This window comes from Peptoniphilus duerdenii ATCC BAA-1640 (genome assembly GCF_000146345.1).
In the GTDB taxonomy this organism is placed as follows: Bacteria; Bacillota; Clostridia; order Tissierellales; family Peptoniphilaceae; genus Peptoniphilus_B; species Peptoniphilus_B duerdenii.
Genome location: NZ_GL397071.1, coordinates 433,767 through 460,163, shown reverse-complemented (window position 1 = coordinate 460,163; position 26,397 = coordinate 433,767). Strand labels below are relative to the sequence as shown.

Below are 26,397 nucleotides of genomic sequence, written 5' to 3'. Positions count from 1 at the left end.
TATACAACATCCACTGAATAAATTTTAAAAAATTGAAACTGAAATAAAGATCTTACATCATGAAGTATAAAAATGTAAAAAAACTGAATAAAACCAATTTACAGAGAAGTATTATATCGAACTTTCTATTTATAAAATAGCTACTAATGAAATTTTAGAAATCTATAAAATATTACCAAACATAAAAGAAATATTAATCAGACTCGATAAGTTGCAATAAAAAAGAATACCCTTATGCAAGAGCATTCTTTGAATAAAGAAGAATTTTCTGACCTTTTTCAGTATAGGAAAAACTATGAAAATCACTTATGGGAAGGAAGTGGAGAGATAAAATGCTATAAGCAGATAAACTTATATCTTTTTAAGATTATTTACAAAATTTTACTCTAAGCTTATTATATTACTTAAGGAGATCCTACTAGATGACCTACGAACATTGTTATAGGAAGTAATAAAATCAAAAGGATATTTAATGCCATAAACAACTTATCCTTTTCCTTTACCCCATATACTAAACCTATTAGTCCAATAATTGGCAGAAAAACATTAATGTGAAATTTATAATAATCTTTATGAATTTCATGAGCATCTATATAATTACTTGATTTGATTTTTATTTCACATCCACCATTAAATTTACAAACAACTTCATAAATACCATCACTGGAAAAATTTAATGGATATTCAACATTTTCATCATGATTTATAACTCCAATATATGCCAATTTATCCATTATTATCCACCATAAAATTTACTACTATATCTTTTAAGAGACATTTTAAAAATAAAGAAGGTTAACAAAAACAAAAATGTTCTTGATAGTAGTAGTTTTATATAATCATGTTGTAGTAAACTTAAAACTTTTATAGTCATCGGAAATGTAATATATCCACTATTAACTACTAAAAGTACCATTAATAAAATGTAATAGTTTATATAAGTAAACAAATCCTTTTTTAATAGTAATAAAATAGATAGAACTATATAACTTGCAGATAGAATTTCTAAAATTGTTAATACATTAAACTTAATACTAATTAAATACACTTCACCTGTTATAAAATAATTAATTCCTTGAAAAAAAATTTGTCCCAAAATATAAAATATTAATTCAGTCCCCAAAATAATATAAAATATCTTTCTAATATTCTTTTTCTCGTTAATTGAATATATTACCATATAGTCTTTCTGTATACATATAAACTTTTCATTTATTACATTTAATACAAAAATAGGCACCAAGAATATTAAAAATACTTGATGAGTCAAAAGACGAAATAAGGAGTTACTCTAGCACTTTTATTGTTTTTTATTACTTCCATTGCATATTCTTCTCCATCTAGTTCATCTAATTCTTTAGTTGCTACTGCCATTTTCTCAGTTTAATATAGATCCTTGCCTAGCTTATCAAAATCGCTGAAGTTATTTATAAGGCTATAGCAATGCAAGTTGAAACTTAGGCTTACTAAATCTGCCATTGTATTAGGTTCTTCTGTAAAGGTCGCAGCACAAAACTTTTCTATTTCCCTTGGACTGAACCCATCAAATCTTTTCATTAAATAGTTTAGTTCATCTATATTTACATTTTTATCAGCCAGTATATTTGAAAATCTTTCATCCCTACTGCCTTCTATATAACAGTTTGACCTTGTACTCATTTCTATTCCTAATTCATTGCATACCTCTTGTAGTTTATCTTCCTCCATTGGAATCCATATGGTTTTTCTTTTATCATCATCCCTTGATTTTTTAATAGTTATATTCAATCTTTTTCCTCCATTCTATTTATTAATTAAAAATAACTCTGTCCCGTATCTATTGATTAAGGCAGAGTTAATTATTGATTTAAATATATAGTCATCTATTAATTCCCTATCTGCTAGCTCATTGATTCTTATACACTCCTTTCCAGTTGATAGGGTCTTTGCAGTTTGGTATAAGGCATAGCCATTGGTATCTATATCCCGAAGACATATTTGTTTTAAGCCAAACTTAACATTTAAAATATGATTTTCAGAAACCTTCCATAGATTTTCATCGGCAGTAAGTAAAAATAGGATAGCAATAAATCTTGGGGATATATCATGAATATCTAGATCTTGGTTTCGAAGAAAATTATAGAATCTTTCTTTGTGGTTATGATTTAAAAAGATTTCCCCCTTGAAATTATTTGCTAGACTTTCTAATCTTTCCTTTAAATAATAATTATTTATCTTTCCAAAGCACTCTCTGACTAGATCCTTATATCTACATCTATCCACATTGATTTTGAAGTTTGAACCAATGTGTCCACACTCCTTACAATCATCATCAACATTAATCACACCAATCTTGCAATCTCCATCACCCCCTTGGCAATTAAAATAATTATTGATGATTATTCCATTTCCTCTTGGCTGGAAATTTGGAACCATAACCATCAATTGCTCTATTCCTTCCAAGGATGTACCATACATAAATAATTTTGACATTGTTCCCAATCCTTTCTTTCTATTTTTAAGCATAAAAAAATGACGAAGTTTATTGGTCTTTAGTTGACCTAAACTTCGCCACCATATTCTCGATATTTAATCTTGATTTATATACAAATAGATGTATTAGAATATCAGATATTCTAATACATCTATTTGCTACATTTCAAATTCCTTTAAATATTATTTCTTCATTAATTAGTTGCACATATACCTACTATATCAATAAATTTTGAGTTATCATTGACTATATTAGTTGCTATTATCAGAATAGTCGTCGATAACTATATTTTCGTGCAAATATGCAAATAAGTAAAATGATAGTTATGTTATATCATAATAATTGAAAATAATAGAATGCATTTTTCAATGTAATAAGATTAAGCGTTCTCTTAAAGTTAGAGAACGCTTAATTATTTTTAATTTATTGAAATAATTTGTAACTATTGAAAACAGACAAAAATTGTTCATTGGATAATTTATCAAGATCAGTAACATTCGCATGCTTCAGCACCTGTCTTAATTGATTTTTAGTAAAAAGAACATGATATTCCCTGTTTACCCATTTATAAACGAAAAATCTATACTTTTTGTAGTCCTTCTTTAAAATAAATGGTTTATGCCTTTCAAGTACAATCAATACAGAATCTACATTAGGCTTAGGGTGAAAATATGCTCGTGGCACTTTTTTAAGAATTTTTATATCCATTTCCACCATTAACAGCAAACCTAAAGCTCGTTGGGTATTTTGCAACCTTTTAGCAAATCCCCTCTCTACAATAAGGTAGCTATATTTCGCTTGACTATCAAAAGCAATCTTTTTTACAATATCAGTACTAATATTGTAGGGAATATTACCAAATATTTTATAGTCTGTATTTTTAGGAAAGCTAAACTTCAAAATATCCTCATGAATAACTTTTATATTCTGAAAAGGTTCAACTGCTTTTTTCGTGGCATGACATAAACCTTCATCAATCTCTATAGCATTCACCCGTTGACTCATTTCCACAAGTTCCTTGGTAAAATGTCCTTTTCCTGACCCAATTTCTATTATTTTATCTTGTTTATTGATATTCGTATATTTTAATATTTCCTTTACATGCTTTTTAGATGTAATGAAATTTTGCGTATTTTTCGGGTTTTTCTGTTTCATTATAACCTTCTCCTTGCCGGTTATAATGAACTAATCTTAAGAGCTCATTATAACCAATTATTTTTGGTTTAGTTGATAATGAAATCTCTCAATAACAAATATAGAAAACATACCCATACCTTTACCTCCTTTAATTTTTTTCATTATAAATGAGATAAAGTAATATCTACTACTGCAATACATGTACACATATTTAACTCCTCCTTATGCAACTGATTATATCACTTTTAATTTCTCTATTCAATAAAGTTCTGTGCTAATCTACCTCACCCTATGGATTTTTAATCCCGAAACATCAAATGTCATCTGTCAAATGCCCTATTTAAAAGGGTCAAAAAACGGTATTTTTTAGCCTGTTTTTGACCCGATTTTCGTACTCAAACCACTACATGTTGTGGTTGACTCCTATTATTCCTTGTCCAAACCACAATACGTCATCAGAATTGCTGCTTCAACGTGTGTCGAGTTGCCTTGATAGCTATCAAAACTGCATTCTCAACCCCTAAGGTTATGGGGAACATATCCACGCTCGTAGATGGAAACATATCAAAGATTGGCTCTCGTTTGTAGGAACATATCGACTGTAATTATTTCATTTTCAAGCCTTTATCGATAGCTTCCTGAATAATCTTATGACAACAAACTCCCAACGGATTGTTTTCTTTACAATTAGAATTTTTCATTGCCCCAGTGATGGCATTTACTTCTTTTACGGATTTCGCGCCATGCTTTACAACTGCTTCAATTACCTGATTTTCTGTGACTTCGCTACAATAACAAGCATACTTAGGATCTGCATCTTTCTTAAACCAGATAGGAACTCTAACTTGGTCTTTCAAGAATTTTATTTCATTATCTAAGTTATAGTAAACAACGTCGCAGTCCTCGTTCATGCAAATCTTATATTGATCTCCGTTAACAGCATTACGATAATCATCTACCACTAGATGTTCAACAGTTACTTTACTAACGGAAATCCCTTCATTATTACATACAGGACAATTGTCTTTAATTTGATCCGGCTTTTCTGTTTTGCATCCACAACAACATTCATTATTAATCTTCATATTCTTAGCCTCCATATTTTCATTATAATTTCTTTTTTAAACTAGGTAAAACCAATTTCATATACTTGTCATTTATTAATAGCGTCAAACATTTTAGCTGGTGTTAATTTACTTAGCTCCCTGTTGTCAGCCAACGCACGTGTAGCTTTTTTGTGTATAAACACATCAGCGTCATGTTACCCATTGCTCGGCATTCTTCTAATGAACCCAAATACATGGAATGGCAACCCTTTTTTAGACAATTTATAACCGAACATTATCAAGCTTGAAAGTTTCTTTAGATTATAAAATATATTCTCAGACAATCAAGGGTAAAGGCTTCGCCCAAATTTCATTGAAATTTGCCCTTGACAGTCTGTTCATATATTTTATTTAATTTATGAAACTTCCAGAGCTTTTTATTCTGCTTTTCTATATTCTACTGGTGTTTTATATCCTAAAGATCCATGAATTCTTAGGTTATTATACCAATATACGTATTCTGCTAATTTTAGATTAAGTTCTTGGAAATTAGTAAAGTTCTCCTGATATATGAATTCTGTCTTCATTACTTTATTGACTGCTTCGCTTACTGCGTTATCATATGGGCTTCCTTTTTTACTTAGCGATCTTTTTATCCCAAATACCTTTAATATTTCTTCTATTTTTATATTTTTAAATTCTCTTTCTCTGTCTGTGTGAAATATTTTTATACGATTTAGTGGCTGCCTTATTGAGTAAAATGCTTCTGCTACTAGATTTGCATCTTTGTTTTTACCTGATGAGTATCCTATTATTTCACGGCTGTTTAAGTCTATTATTAAACATATATAATTCCATTTTTTTCCTACTCTTACATATGTTAGGTCTCTTACTATTGCTTCTAAATAGTCTCTATTGTCAAATTATCTATTTAAAAGGTTAGGGATGTCTTCTTCGTTGCATTTGGATCTTATTACTTTATATTGTGCTACTGTATAGTTTGAGACTAGGCCATTTTTCTTCATTATTCGGCCTATTTTTCTTCTCGATATTTTATATCCAATTTTCCCTAGTTCTTTTTTTATTTTGCGTGTTCCATAGTTGTTTCTACTTCTTCTGAATATTTCTTTTATTTCTTCTATTAGTTTTTCATCTTCATCTAATTTCACATCTTTTTCTTTGTTCAAATGATAATAGACTAAACTTCTTGTGACCCCAAGTAGTCTACACATTGCACTAATGCTATATTTATCTCGGTTCGAGATAATGAGGTCTATTTTTTGCCTAACAGTAGTGCAGCTAGCTTTAAAATATCATTCTCCATTTCAACCTGTTTCAATTTTTTACGAAGTCTGATTATCTCTTTTTGTTTCGCATCCACATTATCAAAATGGTTACTCTAAGCAGCACACCAACTATTTATTTTTTGAGTTTTAAACTTTGGTAGAAGTCTTGAACTCTTTATATTTACATAACTATTTGCCTCTATCACTATTATGACACGAAACCCTGCACAATGATCTAAAATTTTCAATTCTAACAAGTCTTTTTCAGTATTTTTAACTTCATAAAAACCTCTTTGGCATTAATGCCTAATTCTTCTTTAGTTGTTAAAATTTTTTATTTTACCATCATCGTTCCCCTGATTTTCAATTAATCTTCTTAGGTTATATAAGAAGTACATATCTTTTTAATCTTAAAGTTTTTAAGTCTTAATTTTAAAATTTTCAATCTTAGATATTATTTAAATCATTCCAAAATGCTCTAAAGCATCTTCGATTGCTTTTTCTTTTTCTTCTGGGCAATTTGGCACTCTTTGATTTTCTTTCTTACTAAAATTATAATTTTCTCTCTCTATTAGACCATGTTTCCTTTTTATTTGTGCAATATATAGGCTTGAAACTTTTAGTCCGTATTTATCTAACACATACTTTTTAATTTCTCCATAAGTTGCGTCTTTTGAAAAGTCAATTTCAGATAATTCATCTTCCCCTATTTCTATATCTAAATGATGTTCTGTATTTAGTTTGTACAACAGAGCTACCGTCTCCACGTGGTTTGTCCTTGGGAATTGGTCGACGCCGTGGACTGACTTTTCTTTATATCCGCATTCTCTAAATGTTTTGATATCTTCTACAAATGTCACCGGGTTACAGGAGATGTAGAGGATATTTTCTACTCCAAATTCTGTGATTTTTTCGATTGCCTTTTTCCCTATTCCTGCTCTTGGTGGGTCTACGACGATGATATCGTACATATTTTCCAATTCTTTTACTACTTCGTAGACGTCTCCTGGGATGAATTTTATATTTTTTAGTCCGTTTAGTTCTACGTTTTCTCTTGCTGAGTCCACTGCTTCTTCTACGATTTCTACTCCTAGGGCTTCTTTTCTATTTTTGCCGAGGATGGATGTGATGGTTCCTGTGCCGCAAAATAGGTCCAAGAGGTAGTCGCCTTTGTCTTTTAAGATTTTTTCTGCTTCTGTATACAGGACTTCTGCTGAATAGGTGTTGGTTTGGAAGAATGAGAATGGTCCTATTTTAAATTCCATGTCCATTAATTTTTCTACTACGTAGTCTCTTCCATATAGTATGTGGAGCTCGTCTTTTACTACTGCATCGGACATCCTGTCGTTTATGGTGTGGAGGATTCCTTTGATTTCGCTTTCTAAATCTAGTTCTAGCATCGCTTTTACATAGTTTTCTATGTCTATTTCTTCTTGGGACGATGTGACTAGGTTGATGAGCATTTCTCCCGATATGGTTCGCCTTAGGCTTAAATGTCTTAGGACTCCTTCATGGGTTTTTCTATTGTAAAATGAGGTTCCTTGGAAGTATTCTCTAGTTTTTATTCTCACTTTGTCAAAGTCTGGATGGACGATTAAACATTTATCCATGTCTACAACTTCGTGGAAGTATCCTTTTTTGTGCAGTCCTAGCGCCAATGGTCCGTCTTTTTCTTCGTCGCCAAAGGTGTATTCCATTTTGTTTCTGTATTCTTTGTACTTTGGACTTTTGATTAGGTAGAATTCTTCTGCGTCGATGTCGTTTTCTCTTAGCAGTTTCTTTAGCATTTCTTCTTTGTAGGCGATTTCGTCTTCGTAACTGAAGTTTTGGTATGTGCAGCCGCCGCAGACTCCTTGGTACTTGCAGTTTTCTTCTGTTTCTAGTGGCGATAGTTTCTCTACGTTTTTATATATTAATTTTCTTCTGTTTTTTTTGTAGAGTTTTACTTCTTGCCCTAGTAGTCCGCCTTTAAATTTAAATTTTTTACCTTCTATTTCTACTGTAGATCTATTTGGGAAATCTACTTCTGTTATCTTTGCTATTATTTCTTTATTCATATTCACTCCTGTTCTTATTCTATCACATCGAGGCTTATGTTTTGAATGTTGAATCTTCGAGTTTTTATGTATATAATTTACTTGGTGATATTATGAAAAAGTTTATTATTATTGTATTTTTAGCTCTTCTTTCTGGGCTTTTATTTTTATATAGTTATGTGTTTATTCACAAGGTTTCATATGGTGATATACCCATCTTGACCTACCACGGAATAGATAACATGGAAAATGAATACTACTTGGATCCCGACAAGTTTGAGGAGATGATTGCGGAGCTTAAGAAAAATGATTTTACTTTCATTACTGCGCAGGATCTCTACAAAATCTACAATAAGGAGATGGATCTGCCTGATAAGCCTGTCATGATTACTCTTGACGATGGTTATAGGGACAATTATACCAACGCGTATAGAATTTTAAAGAAGTATGATGCAAAGGCGACGATTTTTCTTATCGGTGCTTTTGTCGATTCTAGTGATCAATTCTTGACTTGGGACATGGTAGAGGAGATGGCAAACAGCGGTCTTGTGGATTTTGAAAGCCACACTTACAATTCTCACGATCTAAGGCTCGACGGCCCTCATAAGGGCAAGACTACTTTTTCAACTCCGTCTCCTGGAGAAAGCGATGACGATTATTACAAGAGAATCTACGAAGATCTCGTGTGGAATAATAATCTCATCTATTCCCACTCTTCTGTTTTTCCTGTGGCTATTGCCTATCCTGGCGGTATGGCTGGGGACGAAATAGTATCTAAAGCGGTGAAAGAAAGTGGTCTGAAACTTGGTTTCTTAGGTGCGAAGAAAAATGCAAGCTCTATCTTTGATCTAGATCCTTACAAAATCAACAGGTTCAATATTAAAAAGAGCACTGATCCTAAACATTTCGTGAAACTTATCACGCCTAAAGATAAATAATATAAAACCAGAGCAAATACTCTGGTTTTTTGCTTTGAATTTATAAGTGCAACAAAAAAGGGAGGTCTTGCCTCCCATTATTTTTATTCTGCTTCTGGAACTTTTCCTTCTTTTACTGCCTTTGCCATCATCTTTCCAAGATTTATTAAGTCTTCAAAGTCTTTTTCTGAGCCTGCTCCCATCACTTCTGGCATTAGTGGTAGCACGTTTAGTTTTTCGCCTTCAACGAATTCTTTTAGTCCTTTAAGGGCTCCGCCGTTCCATGAGTAGCTGCCTGCTATGCCCCAAATATTGTTCTTCATCTTTTGATGTTTTAATTCGCTTGTTAAGAATGACATTGGTGGGAATAGTGCTTTGTCATATGAACATGAGATGAGGATGATTCCCTTGTATCTCCAGCAATCTGCTAGTAGGTAGGACTGTGGTGTCTTGGCTACGTCGTGCATCCTTATATTTGTAAGTCCTTCTTCCGCTACTCCCTTTGCAATTAGTTGTGCCATTCTTTCTGTGTTGCCGTAGATGCTTCCGAAGATGATAGCAACTCCGTCTTCAGTCTTTTGGTTTGCTAGGTCTGTGTAGATTTGGATTACTTTTTCTGTATTATTTCTCCAGATTGGGCCGTGGTCTGGGCAGATCATCTTGATGTCTAGTCCACCAAGTTTTCCAAGTGCTTTTAGCGCTTGCCCTGAATATTTACCTACGATGTTTATATAGTATCTAGACATTTCTTCTAGGTAGTATCTATCGAATTCTACTTCGTCATCATAGATTGCTCCGTCAAGAGTTCCGAATGCTCCGAATATATCTTGTGAGAATAGTGTGCCCGTTTCTTCTTCGAAGGATACCATTGATTCTGGCCAGTGTACCATTGGTGTGTGGTAGAATGTTAGTTTTGTGTCTCCAAGTTCTAGTGTTTCGCCATCGTCCACTATTATTAATTCGTCTTCTTTTATTCCATAGTAACTTTCAAGCATTTTAACCGCTCTCTTGTTGGCGATTAGTTTACAGTTTGGGTATTTTAAAAGTAGGGTTGGGATTCCTGATGAATGGTCAGGTTCCATATGATGTACGATTATATAGTGAAGCTCTTCCCCTTCTAGTACTTCGTCTAATTTTCTAATACATTCCTCAATAGTTGTAGATTTAACTGAGTCAAGTAGTATGTTTTTTGAACCTTTGATTATATATGAATTGTATGCTACTCCATCTGGAAGTGGCCACATATTTTCAAATTGTTCTGTGATTCTGTCGTTGGTACCGATGTAGTAAAGTTTATCGGTTATCTGTTGACTAAATTGTTTCATTTTTTCCTCCTATAAATTTAATTCCACGCTTACTGGACAGTGGTCTGAGCCCATAATATTTTGGTGAATGGATGCTTCCACTATCTTATCTTCTAAAACTTTTGAAACTACAAAGTAATCGATTCTCCATCCTATGTTTCTATCTCTTGCTTGTCTAAAATAACTCCACCAGGAGTATTCGTCTTCTTTGTCCGGATATAGGTATCTAAATGTGTCCGTATATCCCGCTTCCAATAGTTTTGTAAATTTATCTCTTTCCTCATCTGAAAATCCAGCGTTCTTTCTGTTGGATTCTGGGTTTTTAAGATCTATTTCATTGTGAGCAACGTTTAAATCTCCGCAGAGAACTACCGGCTTAACTTCATCTAATCTATTTAAATATTCTAAAAAAGCCTCTTCCCATTCCATTCTGTAATCGAGTCTAGCAAGACCTCTTTGTGAATTCGGGGTGTAGCAGGTGATGAAGTAGTATTCTGGGTATTCTAGAGTAATAACCCTGCCTTCCTTGTCATGCTCTTCGATTCCAATACCGTAACTTACGCTTAGAGGTTCTTCTCTTGTGAAGACTGCAGTGCCTGAATAGCCCTTCTTCTCTGCGTAGTTCCAGTACATATGGTATCCAGGAATTTCTAAATCAAGTTGACCTTCAGATAGTTTTATCTCTTGGAGTCCAATTATATCAGGATTTAACTCTTCAAAAGATTCCATAAAACCCTTTTTTAAAGCTGCTCTAATTCCGTTTACATTCCACGAAACAAATTTCTTAGTCATCATATCTCTCCAAAAATGAGTGCTTGCCTAAATTATCTTTGAATCCTAAAATCGCACCCATATTTACATTCTCCGTTGCACGCATAATATTTATGCCGACAACTTCGTTTTCTTTCTTAAGTTCTTTGATCAGTTGTTTTACATAATCTCTCTTGGAACCGCCAGATTTTTTAGAAGTAACTGTGCAGGCGCAATCCATAGCAGTAAGCCCAGTTGATTTCATAAATCTTATAATAGATTCCTCTTCAATTAGGTACATCGGTCTTATAAGCTCCATGTTTTCAAAATTTTGTGCCTTAAGTTTTGGCATCATGGTTTTGAAATCTCCTGCAAAGATTATATTTAACATGACAGTTTCTATGACATCGTCGAAGTGATGTCCGAGGGCAAGCTTGTTGCAACCAAGCTCCTGAGCCTTGGCATATAGATTTCCCCTACGCATACGAGCGCACATGTAACAAGGATTTTCTCCCGCAATTCTCTCTGAAACTTCGAAAATATCTGACTGGTGAACCTTGACTGGAATTCCAAGTTTTTCGCAGTTGTAAAGCATCTGATCCAACTTTTCCTTCTTGTAGCCCGGATCCATAGCAATAAATTCCAAATCAAAATCAAATTTCTTGTGTTTTTTTAGCTCTTGGAATAGTTTTGCAAGAGTTAGCGAATCCTTACCTCCCGAGATGGCTACCGCTATTTTGTCTCCCTTTTCCACGAGCTCGTATTCCTTTATTGCCCTAATAAATTTGGTCCAGATTCTCTTTTTATAAGTCTTAATAAGTGATCTTTCTATTTCTAATTGTGATTTTACCATTTTTTCTCCCATATAAATTTATTTTATCATATAGGTAGTTTTTATTCTATAATGCGTCACCACAAATAATTATTTTAGTTTGGATTATTGTTTTGTTTTGGGTTTGGGTTTTTATTGTTTATTTGCAAGGACTTAACCACATGTGTTCATTCTGAGTGGAAAAGGTGTTAGCCTTTGGAGTAGAAGGATCTCTCATCTCAAAACTATATTATATTAATTTAACACGTTATTTGCATCAAAAACTGTTATAATAATAGTAACTAAGTTACTTCTAACATTTTAAATAGATTTGAGGATATTATGGAACAACCATTAATAGATTTTAATTCTTATCCTGTCAGGCTAACGATTAAGCGTTTGCTAAAGGATAAATCTACAAAAAAAAATATAATATGGGCCACAAATAATTATGAAGATTTCGGTCCAAGCTTTGATGATAAGGCTCATATTGAAGACTATATCTTTTCTCGTGGTTTTGTCCTAGAGCCTAGAACTAGTAAAAGTGAATCGACTCAACTAGAGAGAACGCGTAAAAGGGCTGAGGTCTACACACCTTCTTGGGTTGTAAATTACATGAATAATTATTGCGATGAAGTGTGGTTTGGTAGAGAAAATGTCTTTAATATAACGAGTGACACCACCTGGGAGCCGGCGAGAGAGAAAATAGAATTTCCAGAAGGCAAAACCTGGCAAGAATATGTCGATTCACCAAGACTGGAGATAACTTGCGGTGAAGGTCCCTACTTAGTTTCTAGATATGACGCCGCAACTAGCCACTTGATTAAACACACTATAAATAGGATTGGTATCCTAGATAGAAAACTAAGAATAGTGAATGAAAATACCTCAACCCAAGAAGATTGGATAGACTGGGCTATAAGAGCCGTTCAAGCATCTTATGGATATGAGTATCAGGGAGATAGTTTGTTGCTAGCTAGGATAAATATTCTTCTTACATTTGTAGAATATTTTGAAAAAAGATGGGACGAGGATGTGCCGAAATCGATACTCGATAAACTTGCCAATATTATTTCTTGGAATGTTTGGCAAATGGATGGACTTACAGATAGCGTTCCCTATGGAGCTCCAGCAAATCAAGATAATCAACTTTCATTTTTAGAATTTGCACAAGATGATTACAAGGAGCCAATAGCCTGTAGGATATATGATTGGAGAGCAAATAGGTCTCAGACCTTTGCGTCACTAAAGGAGATAATATGAAAAAATTTGATTTTGTTGTAGGTAATCCGCCTTTTGATGAAGAAACAGAAAATAATGGTAGACGTAAGCCTTTATATCATTTATTCATGGAAGGATCATATAAAGTTGCGAAGACCACACTTCTTATTCATCCCTCTAGATTTTTATTTAATGCAGGACAAACACCAAAAAAATGGAATAGAAAAATTTTAAATGATAAGCATTTAAAGTCTTAAGATATGAAGAAAATCCTAAAAAGTTCTTCCCCGAAAATGATATAAAAGGTGGCGTTGCAATAACAATACGATGCAGCGAAAAGGATTTTGGTAAAACAGGTATTTTCACAGGCTCAAAAATTATTGATAGCTTTCTAGAAAAAATAATATCGAATACTAATCAATCAATAATGGACATAATTCTAAAAGGTGTTCCTTATAAGTTTTCAAAAAATATAAAAAAAGATTATAAAAATTATAAAGATATCATAAACAAATCTTTTGATTTAAGAACAAATATTTTTGATAATTTAGAAAATATAATTTTTTTCAAAGACACTAATTTAGTAGACAATCCTATAAAAATTTATGGTTTACTTAATCAAAAAAGATGTTCTTTGTTTGTAAATTCCGAGTATATTATTAAACCAGATAATTTTTCCTCTTATAGACTTCTAATACCAAAAGCCGTTGGTACTGGTAAATTCGGAGAACAATTTCCAGATATGATTTTAGCAAACCCTAATGAAGGTCATACACAATCATTTTTATCAATAGGTAGCTTTGTTTCAAAAGCAGAAGCTTTAAATTTAGAAAAATATATAAAAACTAAGTTTTGTAGAGCTCTACTATCAATATTAAAAGTTACGCAAGATATTACTCCAAGCAAATGGAAATATGTACCTTTGCAAGTTTTTACAAAAAACTCAGATATCGACTGGTCTAAATCTATTCATGAGATTGATGAGCAATTATACAAGAAGTATGGTCTAACTGATGAAGAGATTGAATTTATTGAAGAAAAAGTACAGGAGATGGTATGATGACTGCGCCAAAAATCGATACTACAAAGGCTATAATCCCTATTTGTTATGCCTATACTACACCAGGCGTCACTTATCATGAAGGGTGGACTAAGATTGGCTTTACTGAAAGAGATGCCGATACTAGGATCAGAGAACAAGTGACTACTGCTGGTATTAAATACAATCTTGAATGGCAGAAAAACGCTATCTTTGAAGGTACAAATGAAACTTTTAGAGATTCTGATTTTCATAAATATTTAGAGAATAATAATATTAAAAGAGAAGCTGGACTCGAGTGGTTTAAGATCGACCCTTTGATTGCTAAGAATAAGTTCGATGAATTTAAGGAAAATAGAGGTATCACTAAGTCAAATATTAAGCCTGTTTCTTATAAGCTTAGAGAAGAACAGGAAGATGCTGTTCAAAAGACTATAGAATATTTTAAAAACAACTTAAATCCAGAGTTTTTATGGAATGCTAAGCCTAGATTCGGTAAAACTTTGACTGCTTACGATCTCTGTCTGAAGATGGGCTTTAAAAAGATCTTAATCTTAACTAATAGACCTGCTATTGCTAAGTCTTGGTATGACGATTATATTAAATTCATTGGTCCTGATGCCGATTACTTCTTTATTAGTCGTGTCGATGCTATTAAGGATGAAAAATATGTCTTCAGTAGAGAAGAGTACCTAGATCGAATTAATGCTAATGAGATAAAAGGCTTCATTGAGTTTGTCAGTCTTCAAGATCTTAAAGGGTCTATTTATTTTGGTGGCGACAAGACTAAACTTAAAGAGGTTCATGATATTGACTGGGATATCCTCATTATTGATGAGGCTCATGAAGGTGTGGACACTTACAAGTCTGACCAGGCTTTTAACCAAATTAGTAGGGCTCATACTCTACATTTATCTGGTACTCCTTTTAAGGCTTTAGCTAATGAAAAATTTCCAGATGATGCTATCTATAATTGGACTTATGCCGATGAACAAAGAATGAAAGTTAATTGGAAGGGTGATGTATTAGATGAAAATCCTTATGAAATTCTTCCAAGACTAAATCTTTTTACTTATCAAATTTCTGATATTATTAGAGATAAACTTGATGATGGTATTAATCTTGATGGAGAGATGGTTGAGTACGCTTTTGACCTCAACGAATTCTTCTCTACTGATGAGAGAGGAGCATTTATATATAACGATGATGTCGATAAGTTCTTGGATGCTCTAACGGATGAAAATAGAACTAAATTTCCTTTTTCTACACCTGAGCTTAGAAATGAGATTAAGCATTCTTTTTGGATTTTAAACAGAGTTGATTCTGCAAAGGCTCTCAAGAGAAAGCTGGAAATGAATCCAATTTTTAGAGAATACAAGGTTGTTCTTGCTGCTGGTGATGGTAAGACTGATGATGAAGTTATAACTGAAGAATCTCTTGCTAGGGTAAAAGAAGCTATTGACACTTACGAAAAAACTATTACTTTATCCGTTGGTCAGCTTACTACTGGTATAACTGTTCCAGAGTGGACTGCTGTATTAATGCTAGCTAATATGAAATCTCCTTCTCTTTATATGCAAGCTGCGTTCAGAGCTCAAAATCCATGTTTATTTACTCATGGTGTTAATTTCCTAAGAAAGAAAAACGCTTATATTTTTGACTTTGATCCCGCTAGAACTCTAGATATTTTTGAAAAATTTGCCAATGATCTTTCTCCTACTACTTCTGCCGGTGGGAGAGATGATGACACTAGAAAAAAACATGTTAAAGAACTTTTAAATTTCTTCCCTGTTTATGGCGAGGATGAAAATGGAGTTATGATTAAGCTCGATGCTGAAAAGGTATTAAGTATTCCAAGAAAGATTAAAGCTGTTGAAGTTGTAAACCGTGGTTTTATGTCAAACTTCCTCTTTGCAAATATTTCTAATATTTTTAGGGCGCCAGAAGTTGTAAGAGAAACGTTAGGAAAATTAAATTCTTATAAAAAGCCTAGAGACAGGCAACTTCCTATTGATGATTCTACTGCTGACGATCTTGACCTTGATGAAAATGGTGAAGTTCGTATAACCGATGAAAAGATAGTCGGTGTTGAACAAAAAATTTTCGGCCCTAAGGTTTATGATGAAATCGAGAATAATATAGACCAAGCTTCAGGAGATTTAGTATCTACGAAACCACCAGCAAAAATCGAACTAACTGATGTTGTAAATACTTTCAGCAGCTCTATAGTTGAACCTGTGGTAAATGCCGCAAAGTCTTCTTACGAAAATAATTTGTCCAGATCTACAGAGAAAAAAATCAAAAAGAACATAGAGGACAAAGTTGGAGCTATCGTAAAAAAAGAATATGGAGCTTATGAGATAAATAAGAATAAACTAGAGATCGAAAAACAAAAAGAGCTAGACGCTTCTACTTCTTCTCAAGAGTCTACAAAGATTGAAATAAAGTATAATGAGATTAGTAAAAAACAGTATGAAGAGTTTGAATGGAAGGTTAAAGAGGCTCTTGTCGATTTTGATCTGATAGGATTTTCTACGAAATCTACTGCTGATATTATAGAAAATGATATAGCTGAAAAGAAAAAAAGAAGCCTAGAAGATGACATTAGAGATAGGCTTAGAGGTTTTTCAAGAACTATTCCATCATTTTTGATGGCATATGGAGATGATAATACTACTTTAGCAAATTTTGATAAAATAATTCCTGATGATGTATTCTTAGATGTGACCAGTATAACCATTGATGAGTTTAAAGAGCTTAGGGATGGTTTTGACTACGAAGATGATAAGACTGGAGAAATAAAACATTATGAAGGAAATCTATTTGATGAGAGGGTGTTCGATGATTCTGTAAAAGAATTCTTGAATAAGAAAAATAATCTTTCCAACTATTTTGATGAGAATGTAAAAAGGGATATTTTCGACTATATTCCACCACAAAAAACAAATCAAATATTTACTCCTAAAAAGGTTGTAAATGAGATGTTAGATCTCTTAGAAAAAGAAAATCCTGGTTGTTTCGATAATCCTTGTTTTACTTTTATTGATCCATATATGAAATCCGGCTTATATATAACTGAAATAGTAAAAAGATTGTATCGAAGTGAGGAAATAAAGAAAATTTATCCCGAAAGAGACGAAAGATTAAATCATATATTTGGAAAACAAGTATATGGTCTTGCTCCAACAGAGATAATTTATAAAATAGCCAGCAATTTTATACTTGGATTTAGTGACGATGTAAATATTCAAAAGCATAATCTAAGGTTGCTAGACTCTTTGGATAGTATTCAAAAAGATAGATTCGAGAAAGATTTAGTTAAAGTATATCCAGAGTTTGAAGAAGACAATAATAATTAAATTTTATTCTGCACCAACCTATTATTTAAAATTAGGTTGGTGTTTTTATTTTTTATAATCATTCGTAAGGACTTTACCCTCGGAGGTTATACCCATTCGACTCACTGCGTTCGCTCAGGGTGACTGTAGTTGGGAAGTTCATTGTAGCTTTCGGCTGTGGAACCTGGAAGGTTCCGCTACATGGATGAATTGAAATAAAGTTTGTCGTACGGGTTAAAGCCATAGCCGAAATCTTTGATTTCGTCGCAGGTCTTATGCAAAGAGTTCCAAAGAAGCTAAGCGGAGCGAAGGCTGATTTGTAGAACTCGACTGCTCGGCTGAGGGAAAATAGTTTAGTATAAGGGTTGATGGAAGCAGATTGCTTCCGCTACAGGAATGAATTAGAATTTTCAAGAAGAAAGTAAGATTTTTTTAAAATTAAAAGCTGAATTCGATTGAAGAAGAATTCAGCTTTTCTCTATGGATAGTATTTGTTTTTTGATAAATTTGCCGCAGACCCTTGCTATTGAGCTTGCCTTATCTATTTTTATAAAATCCGACCTGTAGATTTCTTTAGCGTTGTCAGTATGTCTGCCACTTATTATTGCTGCAATTTTTAGTCCTTTTTTCCTAAGGTCATTTATATTTTTCTTGGCATCTTCAACTCCAACTTCGTCTTGGTAGGGCTTGTTAAACCTAAAGCCTTTGGTAATTAGTGGCTTTAAATCTTGAGGGTTGGCATCTGTTAAAATTAAGCTTAAGGTATTTCCTATATCTTTATTAAGTATCGCCCTATATGCACGAAAGACGAGCCCGTCTCTATTCCATCCCATGGTTTTGAAACGAAAGATTTTCTTGATTTCAGCCTTCTCATCATAGTCTTTCAAAATGGTTAAAATTGTAAAATCTCCTACTGTCTGAAAGGAAATTACTCTAACTAAGATAGAGTTGTTTTCTAAAGACTTAGAAAGGATATAGGCTTCGATGGCTACTTCTGATTCCTTATCAAGCAGAGATGCAGATCCGTCGATTAAAAGGTCCACCTTCATGGAAGGGTCGGTTACAAGATTTTTCTTTTTAAAAATCTTTGCCCTGTCCGATATTTCTGCCTTGTATGCAAGGCGAGATGCGAGTTTTCCCCTTGCACTTATATCTTCATCAAATGAAGAAGTTAGATTAATTTTTAGTTTTATTTCCTTGGACAAAAGACTGATGGCTCTCATGTAGGATGCCTGGTTTGCCTTAAATTTCAAGAGGTGTCTTTCAATAGCTTTTTTATTTAAATCTTGGTCGAGGTACTTATCATTTTCTGTGATTCCTCTCGTATAAAAAAGTCTAGATTTTTTGTGCCCACCGGTGCACAGGTCTCTTTCTATTCCCAGTCTTATTTTTTCATCAAATAGCGATCTGCCAAAGGTTTTTTCTATGTAGTCTAGGCTTTCTCTTCTTTTTTTTATTTTAAAATTCAAGATAAATGCTCTTAAACCGTGAGATTTTTGATTTTTGCCTGCAAAACTTGACGGCATAATTGACCTTTCAAGGCTTACCCTGCCTGCACTTTCAAAAAAAGAAAATTTTATGAATGGAATTCTATTAAGAATGTCATTTTCCTTGTAGCCAAGATAGGTTTTAAAAAGATCAAGGACTCTTTCTTCTAAATTAGTCCTGTCTGTATCTTCTGGTAATCTTAGATTTTTATAGAGTTCTAAGTCTTTTTTAGAAATTCTCCCAGGACTTACTCCTAAGATTTCTTTCATCCTGAGCATTTCAAGCCTATACATTTGATTTTGCCTTATGGCAAGGCTCCTCCTTTGGAGGTCGTACTTGTCGGCGAGAAATTTTTCTGCAAAAGATTTTCTCAAAGACTCCAAAACTGGTCTTTTACATAATTCTTTATTATACGCAAAGTCTTCAAGCATATAGATTAGACCAAGGTCATACTTCTCACGCCTTGGGTTATCGGTCCAAGAGTTAATGAGATTTTCAATTTCTCTATGTCCCAAGTATTTTACAGCAATGCCAATAATTAGGTTTAGATAAAAATCAGGATTGCCATCGATATTTTCGCCTATGATAAAATTATCAAAGTCATAACTCGTGGCTCCTGCCCATTGAAGGTTAAATATTCGATTTTCATAAATTTTATCTTGATTTTTATTCATTTGAAATGTCTTTTTGGTAAATATTTTCTGGGAAACGTGCTTTTAATAAGTCTTCAATGAGGTCAGCCTCATAGTCATCGAAAATCTTATTTACCAGGCAAAGTCTCATAGCTTCCTTAAATTCAAGGCCTTCCCTTATTAAATCCAGCCCGTCAAAAATACCCCTAAGATCTGGAGCTGAGTCAGAAATTTCATGGGCCAAAGCCTTATCTTTTAGGTCTTTAAAAAAGTTTGCAATGTCATTTATATAAGTTTCCTTAAGTTCTGGGTGGTGAGTTTTTATTAAGTGTTTAAGGTCACTATCTGAAATCCTTGGCATTTTAATAATAGCAAATCTTGATAAAAGTGCTTCATTAAGATCGCGAGTGCCTTCGTAGCCATAGTTCATAGTTGCTATGAAGCGTGTGGCAGGATGAACGTTTATTAGTTTGTATCCAGGTATATCAATCCTTCTTCTATAGTCAAGAACTGAATGGAGCACTGCCATTGCTTCATTTTTTGCCATATTTATTTCATCAAGGACAGCAAAGCCGCCATGGTTACTTGCAAGAGAAATTGGTCCTTCTCTAAAAATTACGTTTCCTGATTTTAAGGTGTCATCACCAATTAGACTTGATGCGTCGACACTTACGTGAAAGGAAATATTCCACATTGGGCGGGCAAAAAGATATGCCAAATGTTCTGCTAGGACATTTTTCCCGGTGGACTTATCGCCAACTAAGAGTATGTTTTTGCCTGCAAGTATGGCAGCAATTGCCTCTTCTAAGATTGCATCTCCCATGTATAAAAACTTTGGTTCTGGAATTCTGTTTTCAAATTCCTTTTCAATGGGATATTTATTTTTAAATTCATCTATTTTTTCATATAATTTTTTCATCTTATCTCTCGACTTTTTTATTTCATTTACTATATAGGTTTTTAAAGACATCAATGCCTGATGTATTACTACTTTGTTTTATAGATACATTGTATCAGAAAAAGACGAGGATGTTTAGTTTCCTCGTCTTTTTTCTATTGGGACTTTTATCAGCCCATTGTCTTAAATTTTTATTTTAAATATCGATTTTATGGATGGAGCCTCTAGATACGATTACGTCTTCTCCTGTTAGTTCAAAAATCCAGTTACTGATATATGGCTCGTGGGAGATTAGAATGTAGCATTTTTTTCTGCTAAGTTCTAGTCTGTACATGAGTTCCTTGGTGGTGCATCCTCCTAGGTACTGTTTTATTGAGTATGGTTCTCCCAAGTATTCTGACAATATTTCTGCCGTTTCCATTGATCTTTGGTAGGTGGAGCAGAATATTCTATAGTCAGTGATTCCTTCTTTTTTGAACTCTTTTGCAAATTTTGAGAATGTATCTTCTAGCTTCATCCTGCCTTCGAAGGTCAGTCCTCTTCTCTTGTCATCACTTGCAAATGCTTCTGCGATTCCGTGTCTTATAAAGTATATTCTCATCTGAGATTGTAAAATGCTTCTTTGCCTGCATAGATTGCAGAGTCAAATAGCATATCCTCGATTCTTAGAAGTTCGTTGTATTTTGCAATACGTTCAGATCTTGCTGGTGCTCCGGTCTTTATAAATCCTGCATTGGTTGCCACCGCTAAATCTGCTATGGTTGTGTCTTCTGTTTCTCCTGATCTGTGTGAGATTATCGCAGTCATGTTGTGTCTTTTTGCAAGTTCGATTGCATCCATGGTTTCTGTTACGGTTCCGATTTGGTTTAACTTGATTAGGATTGAGTTGCTTACTTTTTCTTTTATTCCTCTTTCAAGTCTTTTGGTGTTGGTTACGAATAGGTCGTCTCCAACTAACATTATTCTCTTACCAAGTCTTTCTGTTAGGAATTTCCATCCTTCCCAATCGTCTTCTGCTAGTCCGTCTTCTATGGATACTATTGGATATTTAGATACTAAATCTTCGTAGAAGTATACGAGTTCCTCTGATGTGAACTCTTTGTCTTCTGCATTTAGGTAGTATGTTTTTTCTTCTGCGTTGTAGAATTCTGTCGCTGCTACGTCCATTGCTAGTACTACATCTTCTCCTGGTACGTAGCCTGCTCTTTCGATGGATTCTACTATTACATTTAGGGCTTCTTCGTTGGATTTTAAATCTGGTGCGAATCCACCTTCATCTCCTACTCCTGTGCCAAGTCCCTTTTCTTTCAATACATTTTTAAGACTGTGGTAGACTTCTGATCCCATTCTAAGTGCTTCTTTAAATGTTGGTGCTCCTACTGGAAGAATCATAAATTCTTGGATATCCACGTTGTTATCAGCGTGTTCACCGCCGTTTAGAATGTTCATCATTGGAACTGGTAGCACCTTGCCATTGGTTCCGCCAAGGTATTGGTAGTAAGGAATGTTTAATTCATCTGCCGCTGCACGGCTAACTGCGATGGAGATTCCAAGGATTGCATTTGCTCCTAGATTCTTTTTATTTTCTGAACCGTCTTCTTTTATAAGGAATCTGTCTATTGATACTTGGTCCCTTACATCGAAGTAAGATAGTTTTTCAGATAGTTTATTTACATTTTCAACAGCTTTTAAAACGCCCTTGCCTAGGTATCTAGATTTGTCGTTGTCCCTTAATTCTACTGCTTCGTGTGCTCCTGTTGATGCTCCACTTGGCACGATTGCACGACCAAATCCGCCTGCTTCTGTAAGTACTTCTACTTCAACTGTTGGATTTCCTCTAGAGTCTAGCACTTCTCTAGCGTATACATTGGATATAAAACTCATATTTCTCCTTTATAATTAACTAATTTTACAAAATCTTCCACCTTTAAGGATGCTCCTCCCACCAGGCTTCCGTCAATATTTTCCATACTCATAAGTCCAGAAATGTTCGAAGGTTTAACTGATCCTCCGTACAATATTCTGATATCATCTGCCGCGTGACCCATTTCTTTTAAAGTTTCTCGGATGTTTTTGCACATTGCTTCTGCATCTTCTGGGCTGCAGGTCTTACCCGTTCCAATTGCCCAAATAGGTTCGTATGCCACGACGAACTCTCCCTTTAAATTTTCTGTGGAGTCTCTTAGCATTTTATTTACAAATTCATTTTGGCGACCCTCTTCTCTTACTTCCAAAGATTCTCCCACGCAGACTATAGGCACAAGTCCACATTCGATTGCCTTTTCTGCCTTTAGCCTTACGATTTCAGAACTTTCTTTGAAGTAGTCCCTTCTTTCTGAGTGACCTACGATTACATAGTCACAGCCGAGATCTACGAGCATCTCTGCAGATATTTCTCCAGTCACCGCTCCTTCTTCTCTTTCAGAAAGATTTTGAGCTCCAAGTTTTACTTTGTCGCAAATAGTTTTTTTAAATCTATCTATTGCTGTAAATGGAGGACAGATCAGCGCTTCTACTTGATCGTCCAGGTTAATTTCCAATATTTCATTGGCAAATTCTTCTGCAAGTAGAGCAGATTTATTCATCTTCCAATTTCCAGCGATAAGTGGTTTTCTCATTCCGCATCCTCGATACAATCTATTCCAGGAAGAACTTTGCCTTCTAGTAGTTCAAGGCTCGCTCCTCCTCCAGTGGAGATGTGGGTCATCTTGTCTTTTAAACCTGCCGCTTCTATGGCAGCTACAGAATCTCCGCCGCCGATGATAGTGGTTGCTCCTTCAAGATTAGCTAGAGTTTTTGCAACTTCGAAGGTTCCATTTGCAAATTCTGGAATTTCAAATACTCCGCAAGGTCCATTCCAAACTACGCACCTTGCAGGTTCAAGTTTTTCTTTTATATTTGCAATAGTCTTAGGTCCGATATCGAGACCCATGTATCCTTCTTCCATCTTGTCTCTATCGACAGTCTTGGTTTCTACTCCGGCTTTTAGTTCCTTAGCCATGACTACATCATCAGGAAGGACAAAGTCCACATGGTTTGTAACTGCCTTTGCCATAAGTTCACGAGCAAGATCTAGCTTGTCATCTTCAACGATTGAGTCTCCAATTTCAAGTCCCATGGATTTAAAGAATGTATAAGCCATTCCTCCCACCACGATTAGAGTGTCTACCTTTTCAAGCAAGTTGTCTATTACATTAATCTTGTCTGAAACTTTTTTGCCGCCTAGGATAGCTACGAATGGTCTGTCCGGATTTTGTACCGCACCTTCTAGGTATTCCACTTCTTTTTCAAGTAAGAATCCCATAGCTGATGGAAGGTACTTGGCAACTCCCACGTTTGAAGCGTGTGCTCTGTGAGATGTACCGAAGGCGTCATTTACATATATGTCTGCAAGGGATGCTAGATCCTTTGCAAAATCATAGTCTAGCTTTTCTTCTCCTTTTACAAATCTTGTATTTTCAAGAAGGGCAACTTCGCCGGTCTTTAATTTTTTAATTTCGGATTTAACTTCGTCGTCTATGACTACCTTGCTTGCTACAAATTTTACATCCTTCTTTAGAAGTTCGCTTAGCTTTTTCGCAACGGGAGCGAGAGAAAATTCCTCTTTGTACTCTCCCTTCGGTCTTCCCAAGTGACTCATAAGCACAACGGATGCGCCATTTTCAAGCAGGTAGTTAATAGTTGGAAGAGATGCTTCGATTCTTGTGGTGTCTGTGATTAAATCTCCGTCCATTGGTACGTTGAAATCAACTCTTACAAGCACCTTTTTTCCAGCTACATCTATATCTCTTAATGTCTTTTTCATTATAGTGATTTCGCCACCATTTCTGTAAGGTCAAGCACTCTTAATGTGTAACCCCATTCGTTATCGTACCAAGAAATAACTTTAACCATGTTGCCCATTACGTGGGTTAGTTTTGCATCAAAGATTGAAGAGTGTGGATCTTGGATTATGTCTGAAGAAACTAGGTCTTCTTCTTGGTAGTCAAGGATTCCCTTCATATTTGTTTCAGACGCTTCTTTTATTGCGTTATTTATTTCTTCTACGGTTGCTTCTTTTTCAATTTCAAAGGTTGCATCTACTAGAGAACCTGTTGGTACTGGTACTCTGATTGCGATACCTGTCATGATTCCGTTTAATTCTGGAATAACTTTTCCAACTGCTTTAGCTGCACCAGTGGTAGTAGGGATGATATTTTCAGCTCCCATTCTTGCACGTCTCATATCTTTTTTGTGGATTGCATCGTGAATCATTTGGTCATTTGTATAGGCGTGAACTGTAGTCATAAGTCCTCTCTTGATTCCAAATTTGTCTAGAATTACCTTTGCAACTGGTGCTAGACAGTTAGTTGTACATGATGCGTTTGAAATAATATTGTGTTTATCTTTATCGTATAGTTCGCAGTTAACTCCCATTACTATGGTTATATCTTCGTTCTTACCAGGAGAAGTAAGGATTACCTTCTTCGCTCCTGCTTCGATATTTCCTTCAGCTTTTTCACGAGAAGTAAATGCTCCACTTGAATCTACAACTATATCTACACCAAGTTTGCCCCATTCCATTTCTGCTGGAGTCTTAGATTCGATAAATTCGATTTTGTGTCCGTCAACGTTTAAAATATTTCCGTCGAGTTCACATTTGCCAGGGTACTTTCTATAGATTGTGTCGTATTTAAATAGGTGAGCTCTTTGAGCTACGGTAGTTTCACAGTTTCTAACTGCGATATGAGTAATTTCAAAATCTTTTTCTTCTTTAAGAGCCCATGCTCTTAGAAAATCTCTACCAATTCTTCCAAATCCCATAATAGCTACTTTTGTCATTTAATTCCTCCTAATAATTTCCTTTGCCAACTCCCTATCAATTATAAGAGTTAGATCTTTTCTTAAACTACAAATAGCCATGGTTGCCTCGGCTTTTTCCGCGCCACTTGCAACGGCTATAACTGAACCAATGTTTTTGTAATCAGAAAGGGATAGTCCTAAGCTTTTCTTTTTATAGACTATACCTCCTGTGGCAGAAAAATAATTGCCAAAGGCTTCTCCAACTGCACCGTCACGCAGAATTTTCTTCGTGACTATATCATCAAGTCCTCGCCTCTTCGCCATTACATCCGCCCTGCCAATTCCAAATATAAGTAGGTCTATCGATTTAAACTTATCCAGAAGCTCCTTGTATTCCGCGGAGTCCTTGATTGAGGATAGTAAATCTCTATTTGCAAAGTCTGGAACAGGCACTATGTAGGATTCCGATCCTGTCTTCTGAGCAAACTTAATCGCAACGGTGTTTGCTTGAAACTCAGATTTAATTCCTATGGAACCTCTTGCAGGAACGATCTTCAAATTCTTTTTGTCCGTTTCAATACTGTCAATGACTTTTGAAACAGTCTCTCCTCCCGTAACTCCGATGTGAAAATCATCTTCTATATAATCTCTTATAATCTTAGAAGCAAACTTTGCAAGTTCATCCTTGCCGCTGGAGTTTGAAATGTAGATGTCTGAGATTCCCGCCACTTTCTTCACAGAATCCACCAGGTCTTCGTCAGAAGATTTAGAGGTAAGACTTAAGTACAAATCTTCAAAATCTTCTACATATTTAATACCCAATTTTGAAATCGAGATACCTCTACTGGTGACTTCGCAAAGACCTTTATCTCTTAAAAAATTTACAGTGTCCCTTACGAATCTCTCAGACAAATTTAAATCTTTAGTTATGTTTCTTCTACCGACGGTAGACTTTTCTGAAATGTAAGAGAGCAAGCTGTATTTTTTTAAGAAAATATCCTTTGCTTCATATACAAAATCTAAAAAATAATGTAGTTCCATGTTCACCTCTGGGAATAATTTGAACCCATATAATTTTGTTCCCGCTAACTATAATTTTAACATAAGTTAAAAATCGTCTCAATATATTCCTAAACATTTATATAGTTTTTACTTTTTCCATTTTTTATTTGAAAATTTTTGTATTTAATGTTTTTCTTTTAAAAAGTTATTAAACCAATTGGAATCTTAATTTTACTT

23 protein-coding genes and 2 pseudogenes are annotated in these 26,397 nt (G+C 34.4%); 6 read left to right on the top strand and 19 right to left on the bottom strand.

The genetic code is table 11. The features are described from left to right. Positions 1-94: 94 nt before the first annotated feature. A pseudogene (locus tag HMPREF9225_RS10445) lies at positions 95-331 on the top strand (hypothetical protein); the annotation flags it as partial. Positions 332-404: 73 nt separating this feature from the next. Here the strand turns inward: HMPREF9225_RS10445 and HMPREF9225_RS02070 are convergent. The 8 genes and pseudogenes from HMPREF9225_RS02070 to rlmD form a co-directional block, all read right to left on the bottom strand. After that, positions 405-734: a hypothetical protein gene (locus HMPREF9225_RS02070; protein WP_000359188.1), complete on the bottom strand. Its 330-nt coding sequence runs from the start codon at positions 732-734 to the stop codon at positions 405-407. A 649-nt stretch (positions 735-1,383) separates the two neighbouring features. Then, on the bottom strand, positions 1,384-1,767 hold the full coding sequence (locus HMPREF9225_RS02060; protein ID WP_001027813.1) for a hypothetical protein: 384 nt from the start codon (positions 1,765-1,767) through the stop codon (positions 1,384-1,386). A 15-nt stretch (positions 1,768-1,782) separates the two neighbouring features. After that, the gene (locus HMPREF9225_RS02055) at positions 1,783-2,472 is read right to left on the bottom strand and encodes a hypothetical protein (RefSeq protein ID WP_000039974.1); all 690 of its coding nucleotides are present in this window, start codon (positions 2,470-2,472) and stop codon (positions 1,783-1,785) included. Between the two features lie 424 nt (positions 2,473-2,896). Then, positions 2,897-3,628, bottom strand: coding sequence for a 23S rRNA (adenine(2058)-N(6))-methyltransferase Erm(A) (gene erm(A), locus HMPREF9225_RS02050; RefSeq protein ID WP_000810833.1), 732 nt, complete (start codon positions 3,626-3,628; stop codon positions 2,897-2,899). Positions 3,629-3,685: 57 nt separating this feature from the next. Further along, positions 3,686-3,745 carry an erythromycin resistance leader peptide gene (locus tag HMPREF9225_RS10610; protein ID WP_180754023.1) on the bottom strand — a complete coding sequence of 20 codons (60 nt, stop codon included), beginning with the start codon at positions 3,743-3,745 and terminating at the stop codon, positions 3,686-3,688. Between the two features lie 470 nt (positions 3,746-4,215). Continuing rightward, positions 4,216-4,695: a Csac_0668 family 2Fe-2S cluster-binding (seleno)protein gene (locus HMPREF9225_RS02045; protein WP_000700631.1), complete on the bottom strand. Its 480-nt coding sequence runs from the start codon at positions 4,693-4,695 to the stop codon at positions 4,216-4,218. Between the two features lie 398 nt (positions 4,696-5,093). Beyond that, positions 5,094-6,043 (bottom strand): annotated as a pseudogene (locus HMPREF9225_RS10440) (IS3 family transposase); the annotation flags it as partial. A 357-nt stretch (positions 6,044-6,400) separates the two neighbouring features. Further along, complete coding sequence (gene rlmD, locus HMPREF9225_RS02025; protein WP_008901271.1) at positions 6,401-7,999, bottom strand: 23S rRNA (uracil(1939)-C(5))-methyltransferase RlmD; 1,599 nt, start codon at positions 7,997-7,999, stop codon at positions 6,401-6,403. A 92-nt stretch (positions 8,000-8,091) separates the two neighbouring features. On the opposite strand from rlmD, the gene HMPREF9225_RS02020 reads away from it, so the two are divergent. Next, positions 8,092-8,916 carry a polysaccharide deacetylase family protein gene (locus tag HMPREF9225_RS02020; protein WP_040551266.1) on the top strand — a complete coding sequence of 275 codons (825 nt, stop codon included), beginning with the start codon at positions 8,092-8,094 and terminating at the stop codon, positions 8,914-8,916. An 83-nt stretch (positions 8,917-8,999) separates the two neighbouring features. Here HMPREF9225_RS02020 and HMPREF9225_RS02015 read toward each other — a convergent pair whose 3' ends face one another. The 3 genes from HMPREF9225_RS02015 to HMPREF9225_RS02005 are packed head-to-tail and all read right to left on the bottom strand — an operon-like array spanning position 9,000 to position 11,802. Beyond that, positions 9,000-10,220 carry an FprA family A-type flavoprotein gene (locus HMPREF9225_RS02015; protein WP_008901269.1) on the bottom strand — a complete coding sequence of 407 codons (1,221 nt, stop codon included), beginning with the start codon at positions 10,218-10,220 and terminating at the stop codon, positions 9,000-9,002. Positions 10,221-10,229: 9 nt separating this feature from the next. Continuing rightward, positions 10,230-10,994 (bottom strand): exodeoxyribonuclease III, encoded by a 765-nt coding sequence (locus HMPREF9225_RS02010; RefSeq protein ID WP_008901268.1) that lies wholly within the window; start codon positions 10,992-10,994, stop codon positions 10,230-10,232. Beyond that, complete coding sequence (locus HMPREF9225_RS02005) at positions 10,984-11,802, bottom strand: tRNA 2-thiocytidine biosynthesis TtcA family protein (RefSeq protein ID WP_023060323.1); 819 nt, start codon at positions 11,800-11,802, stop codon at positions 10,984-10,986. The genes HMPREF9225_RS02010 and HMPREF9225_RS02005 overlap by 11 nt, the downstream gene beginning before the upstream one ends. 300 nt (positions 11,803-12,102) lie before the next feature. Between HMPREF9225_RS02005 and HMPREF9225_RS10435 the strand changes: the two genes are divergently transcribed. From HMPREF9225_RS10435 to HMPREF9225_RS01990, 4 genes are all read left to right on the top strand, one after another. Further along, positions 12,103-13,023: a hypothetical protein gene (locus HMPREF9225_RS10435; RefSeq protein WP_008901266.1), complete on the top strand. Its 921-nt coding sequence runs from the start codon at positions 12,103-12,105 to the stop codon at positions 13,021-13,023. Next, positions 13,020-13,238, top strand: a complete 219-nt coding sequence (locus HMPREF9225_RS10430; RefSeq protein WP_008901265.1) for an Eco57I restriction-modification methylase domain-containing protein — start codon at positions 13,020-13,022, stop codon at positions 13,236-13,238. The genes HMPREF9225_RS10435 and HMPREF9225_RS10430 overlap by 4 nt, the downstream gene beginning before the upstream one ends. A 170-nt stretch (positions 13,239-13,408) precedes the next feature. Then, positions 13,409-14,041 (top strand): hypothetical protein, encoded by a 633-nt coding sequence (locus HMPREF9225_RS10425; protein WP_008901264.1) that lies wholly within the window; start codon positions 13,409-13,411, stop codon positions 14,039-14,041. Further along, positions 14,038-17,379 (top strand): DEAD/DEAH box helicase, encoded by a 3,342-nt coding sequence (locus tag HMPREF9225_RS01990; protein ID WP_008901263.1) that lies wholly within the window; start codon positions 14,038-14,040, stop codon positions 17,377-17,379. The genes HMPREF9225_RS10425 and HMPREF9225_RS01990 overlap by 4 nt, the downstream gene beginning before the upstream one ends. A gap of 446 nt (positions 17,380-17,825) precedes the next feature. On the opposite strand, the gene HMPREF9225_RS01985 is transcribed toward HMPREF9225_RS01990, so the two are convergent. The 8 genes from HMPREF9225_RS01985 to HMPREF9225_RS01950 form a co-directional block, all read right to left on the bottom strand. Continuing rightward, positions 17,826-19,520 (bottom strand): vWA domain-containing protein, encoded by a 1,695-nt coding sequence (locus HMPREF9225_RS01985; protein ID WP_008901262.1) that lies wholly within the window; start codon positions 19,518-19,520, stop codon positions 17,826-17,828. Then, complete coding sequence (locus HMPREF9225_RS01980; RefSeq protein ID WP_050748301.1) at positions 19,513-20,397, bottom strand: AAA family ATPase; 885 nt, start codon at positions 20,395-20,397, stop codon at positions 19,513-19,515. Before HMPREF9225_RS01980 ends, HMPREF9225_RS01985 begins: the two co-directional genes overlap by 8 nt. A 175-nt stretch (positions 20,398-20,572) precedes the next feature. Further along, complete coding sequence (locus tag HMPREF9225_RS01975; RefSeq protein ID WP_008901260.1) at positions 20,573-20,977, bottom strand: SixA phosphatase family protein; 405 nt, start codon at positions 20,975-20,977, stop codon at positions 20,573-20,575. After that, complete coding sequence (eno, locus tag HMPREF9225_RS01970) at positions 20,974-22,260, bottom strand: phosphopyruvate hydratase (protein WP_008901259.1); 1,287 nt, start codon at positions 22,258-22,260, stop codon at positions 20,974-20,976. Before eno ends, HMPREF9225_RS01975 begins: the two co-directional genes overlap by 4 nt. Then, positions 22,257-22,994, bottom strand: a complete 738-nt coding sequence (gene tpiA, locus HMPREF9225_RS01965) for a triose-phosphate isomerase (RefSeq protein ID WP_008901258.1) — start codon at positions 22,992-22,994, stop codon at positions 22,257-22,259. Before tpiA ends, eno begins: the two co-directional genes overlap by 4 nt. Next, complete coding sequence (locus tag HMPREF9225_RS01960; protein WP_040551265.1) at positions 22,991-24,184, bottom strand: phosphoglycerate kinase; 1,194 nt, start codon at positions 24,182-24,184, stop codon at positions 22,991-22,993. Before HMPREF9225_RS01960 ends, tpiA begins: the two co-directional genes overlap by 4 nt. Continuing rightward, entirely contained in the window at positions 24,181-25,197 is a 1,017-nt protein-coding gene (gene gap, locus HMPREF9225_RS01955) for a type I glyceraldehyde-3-phosphate dehydrogenase (RefSeq protein ID WP_008901256.1), read from the bottom strand. The genes HMPREF9225_RS01960 and gap overlap by 4 nt, the downstream gene beginning before the upstream one ends. Next, positions 25,198-26,199: a sugar-binding transcriptional regulator gene (locus HMPREF9225_RS01950; RefSeq protein WP_008901255.1), complete on the bottom strand. Its 1,002-nt coding sequence runs from the start codon at positions 26,197-26,199 to the stop codon at positions 25,198-25,200. Positions 26,200-26,397: the final 198 nt, after the last annotated feature.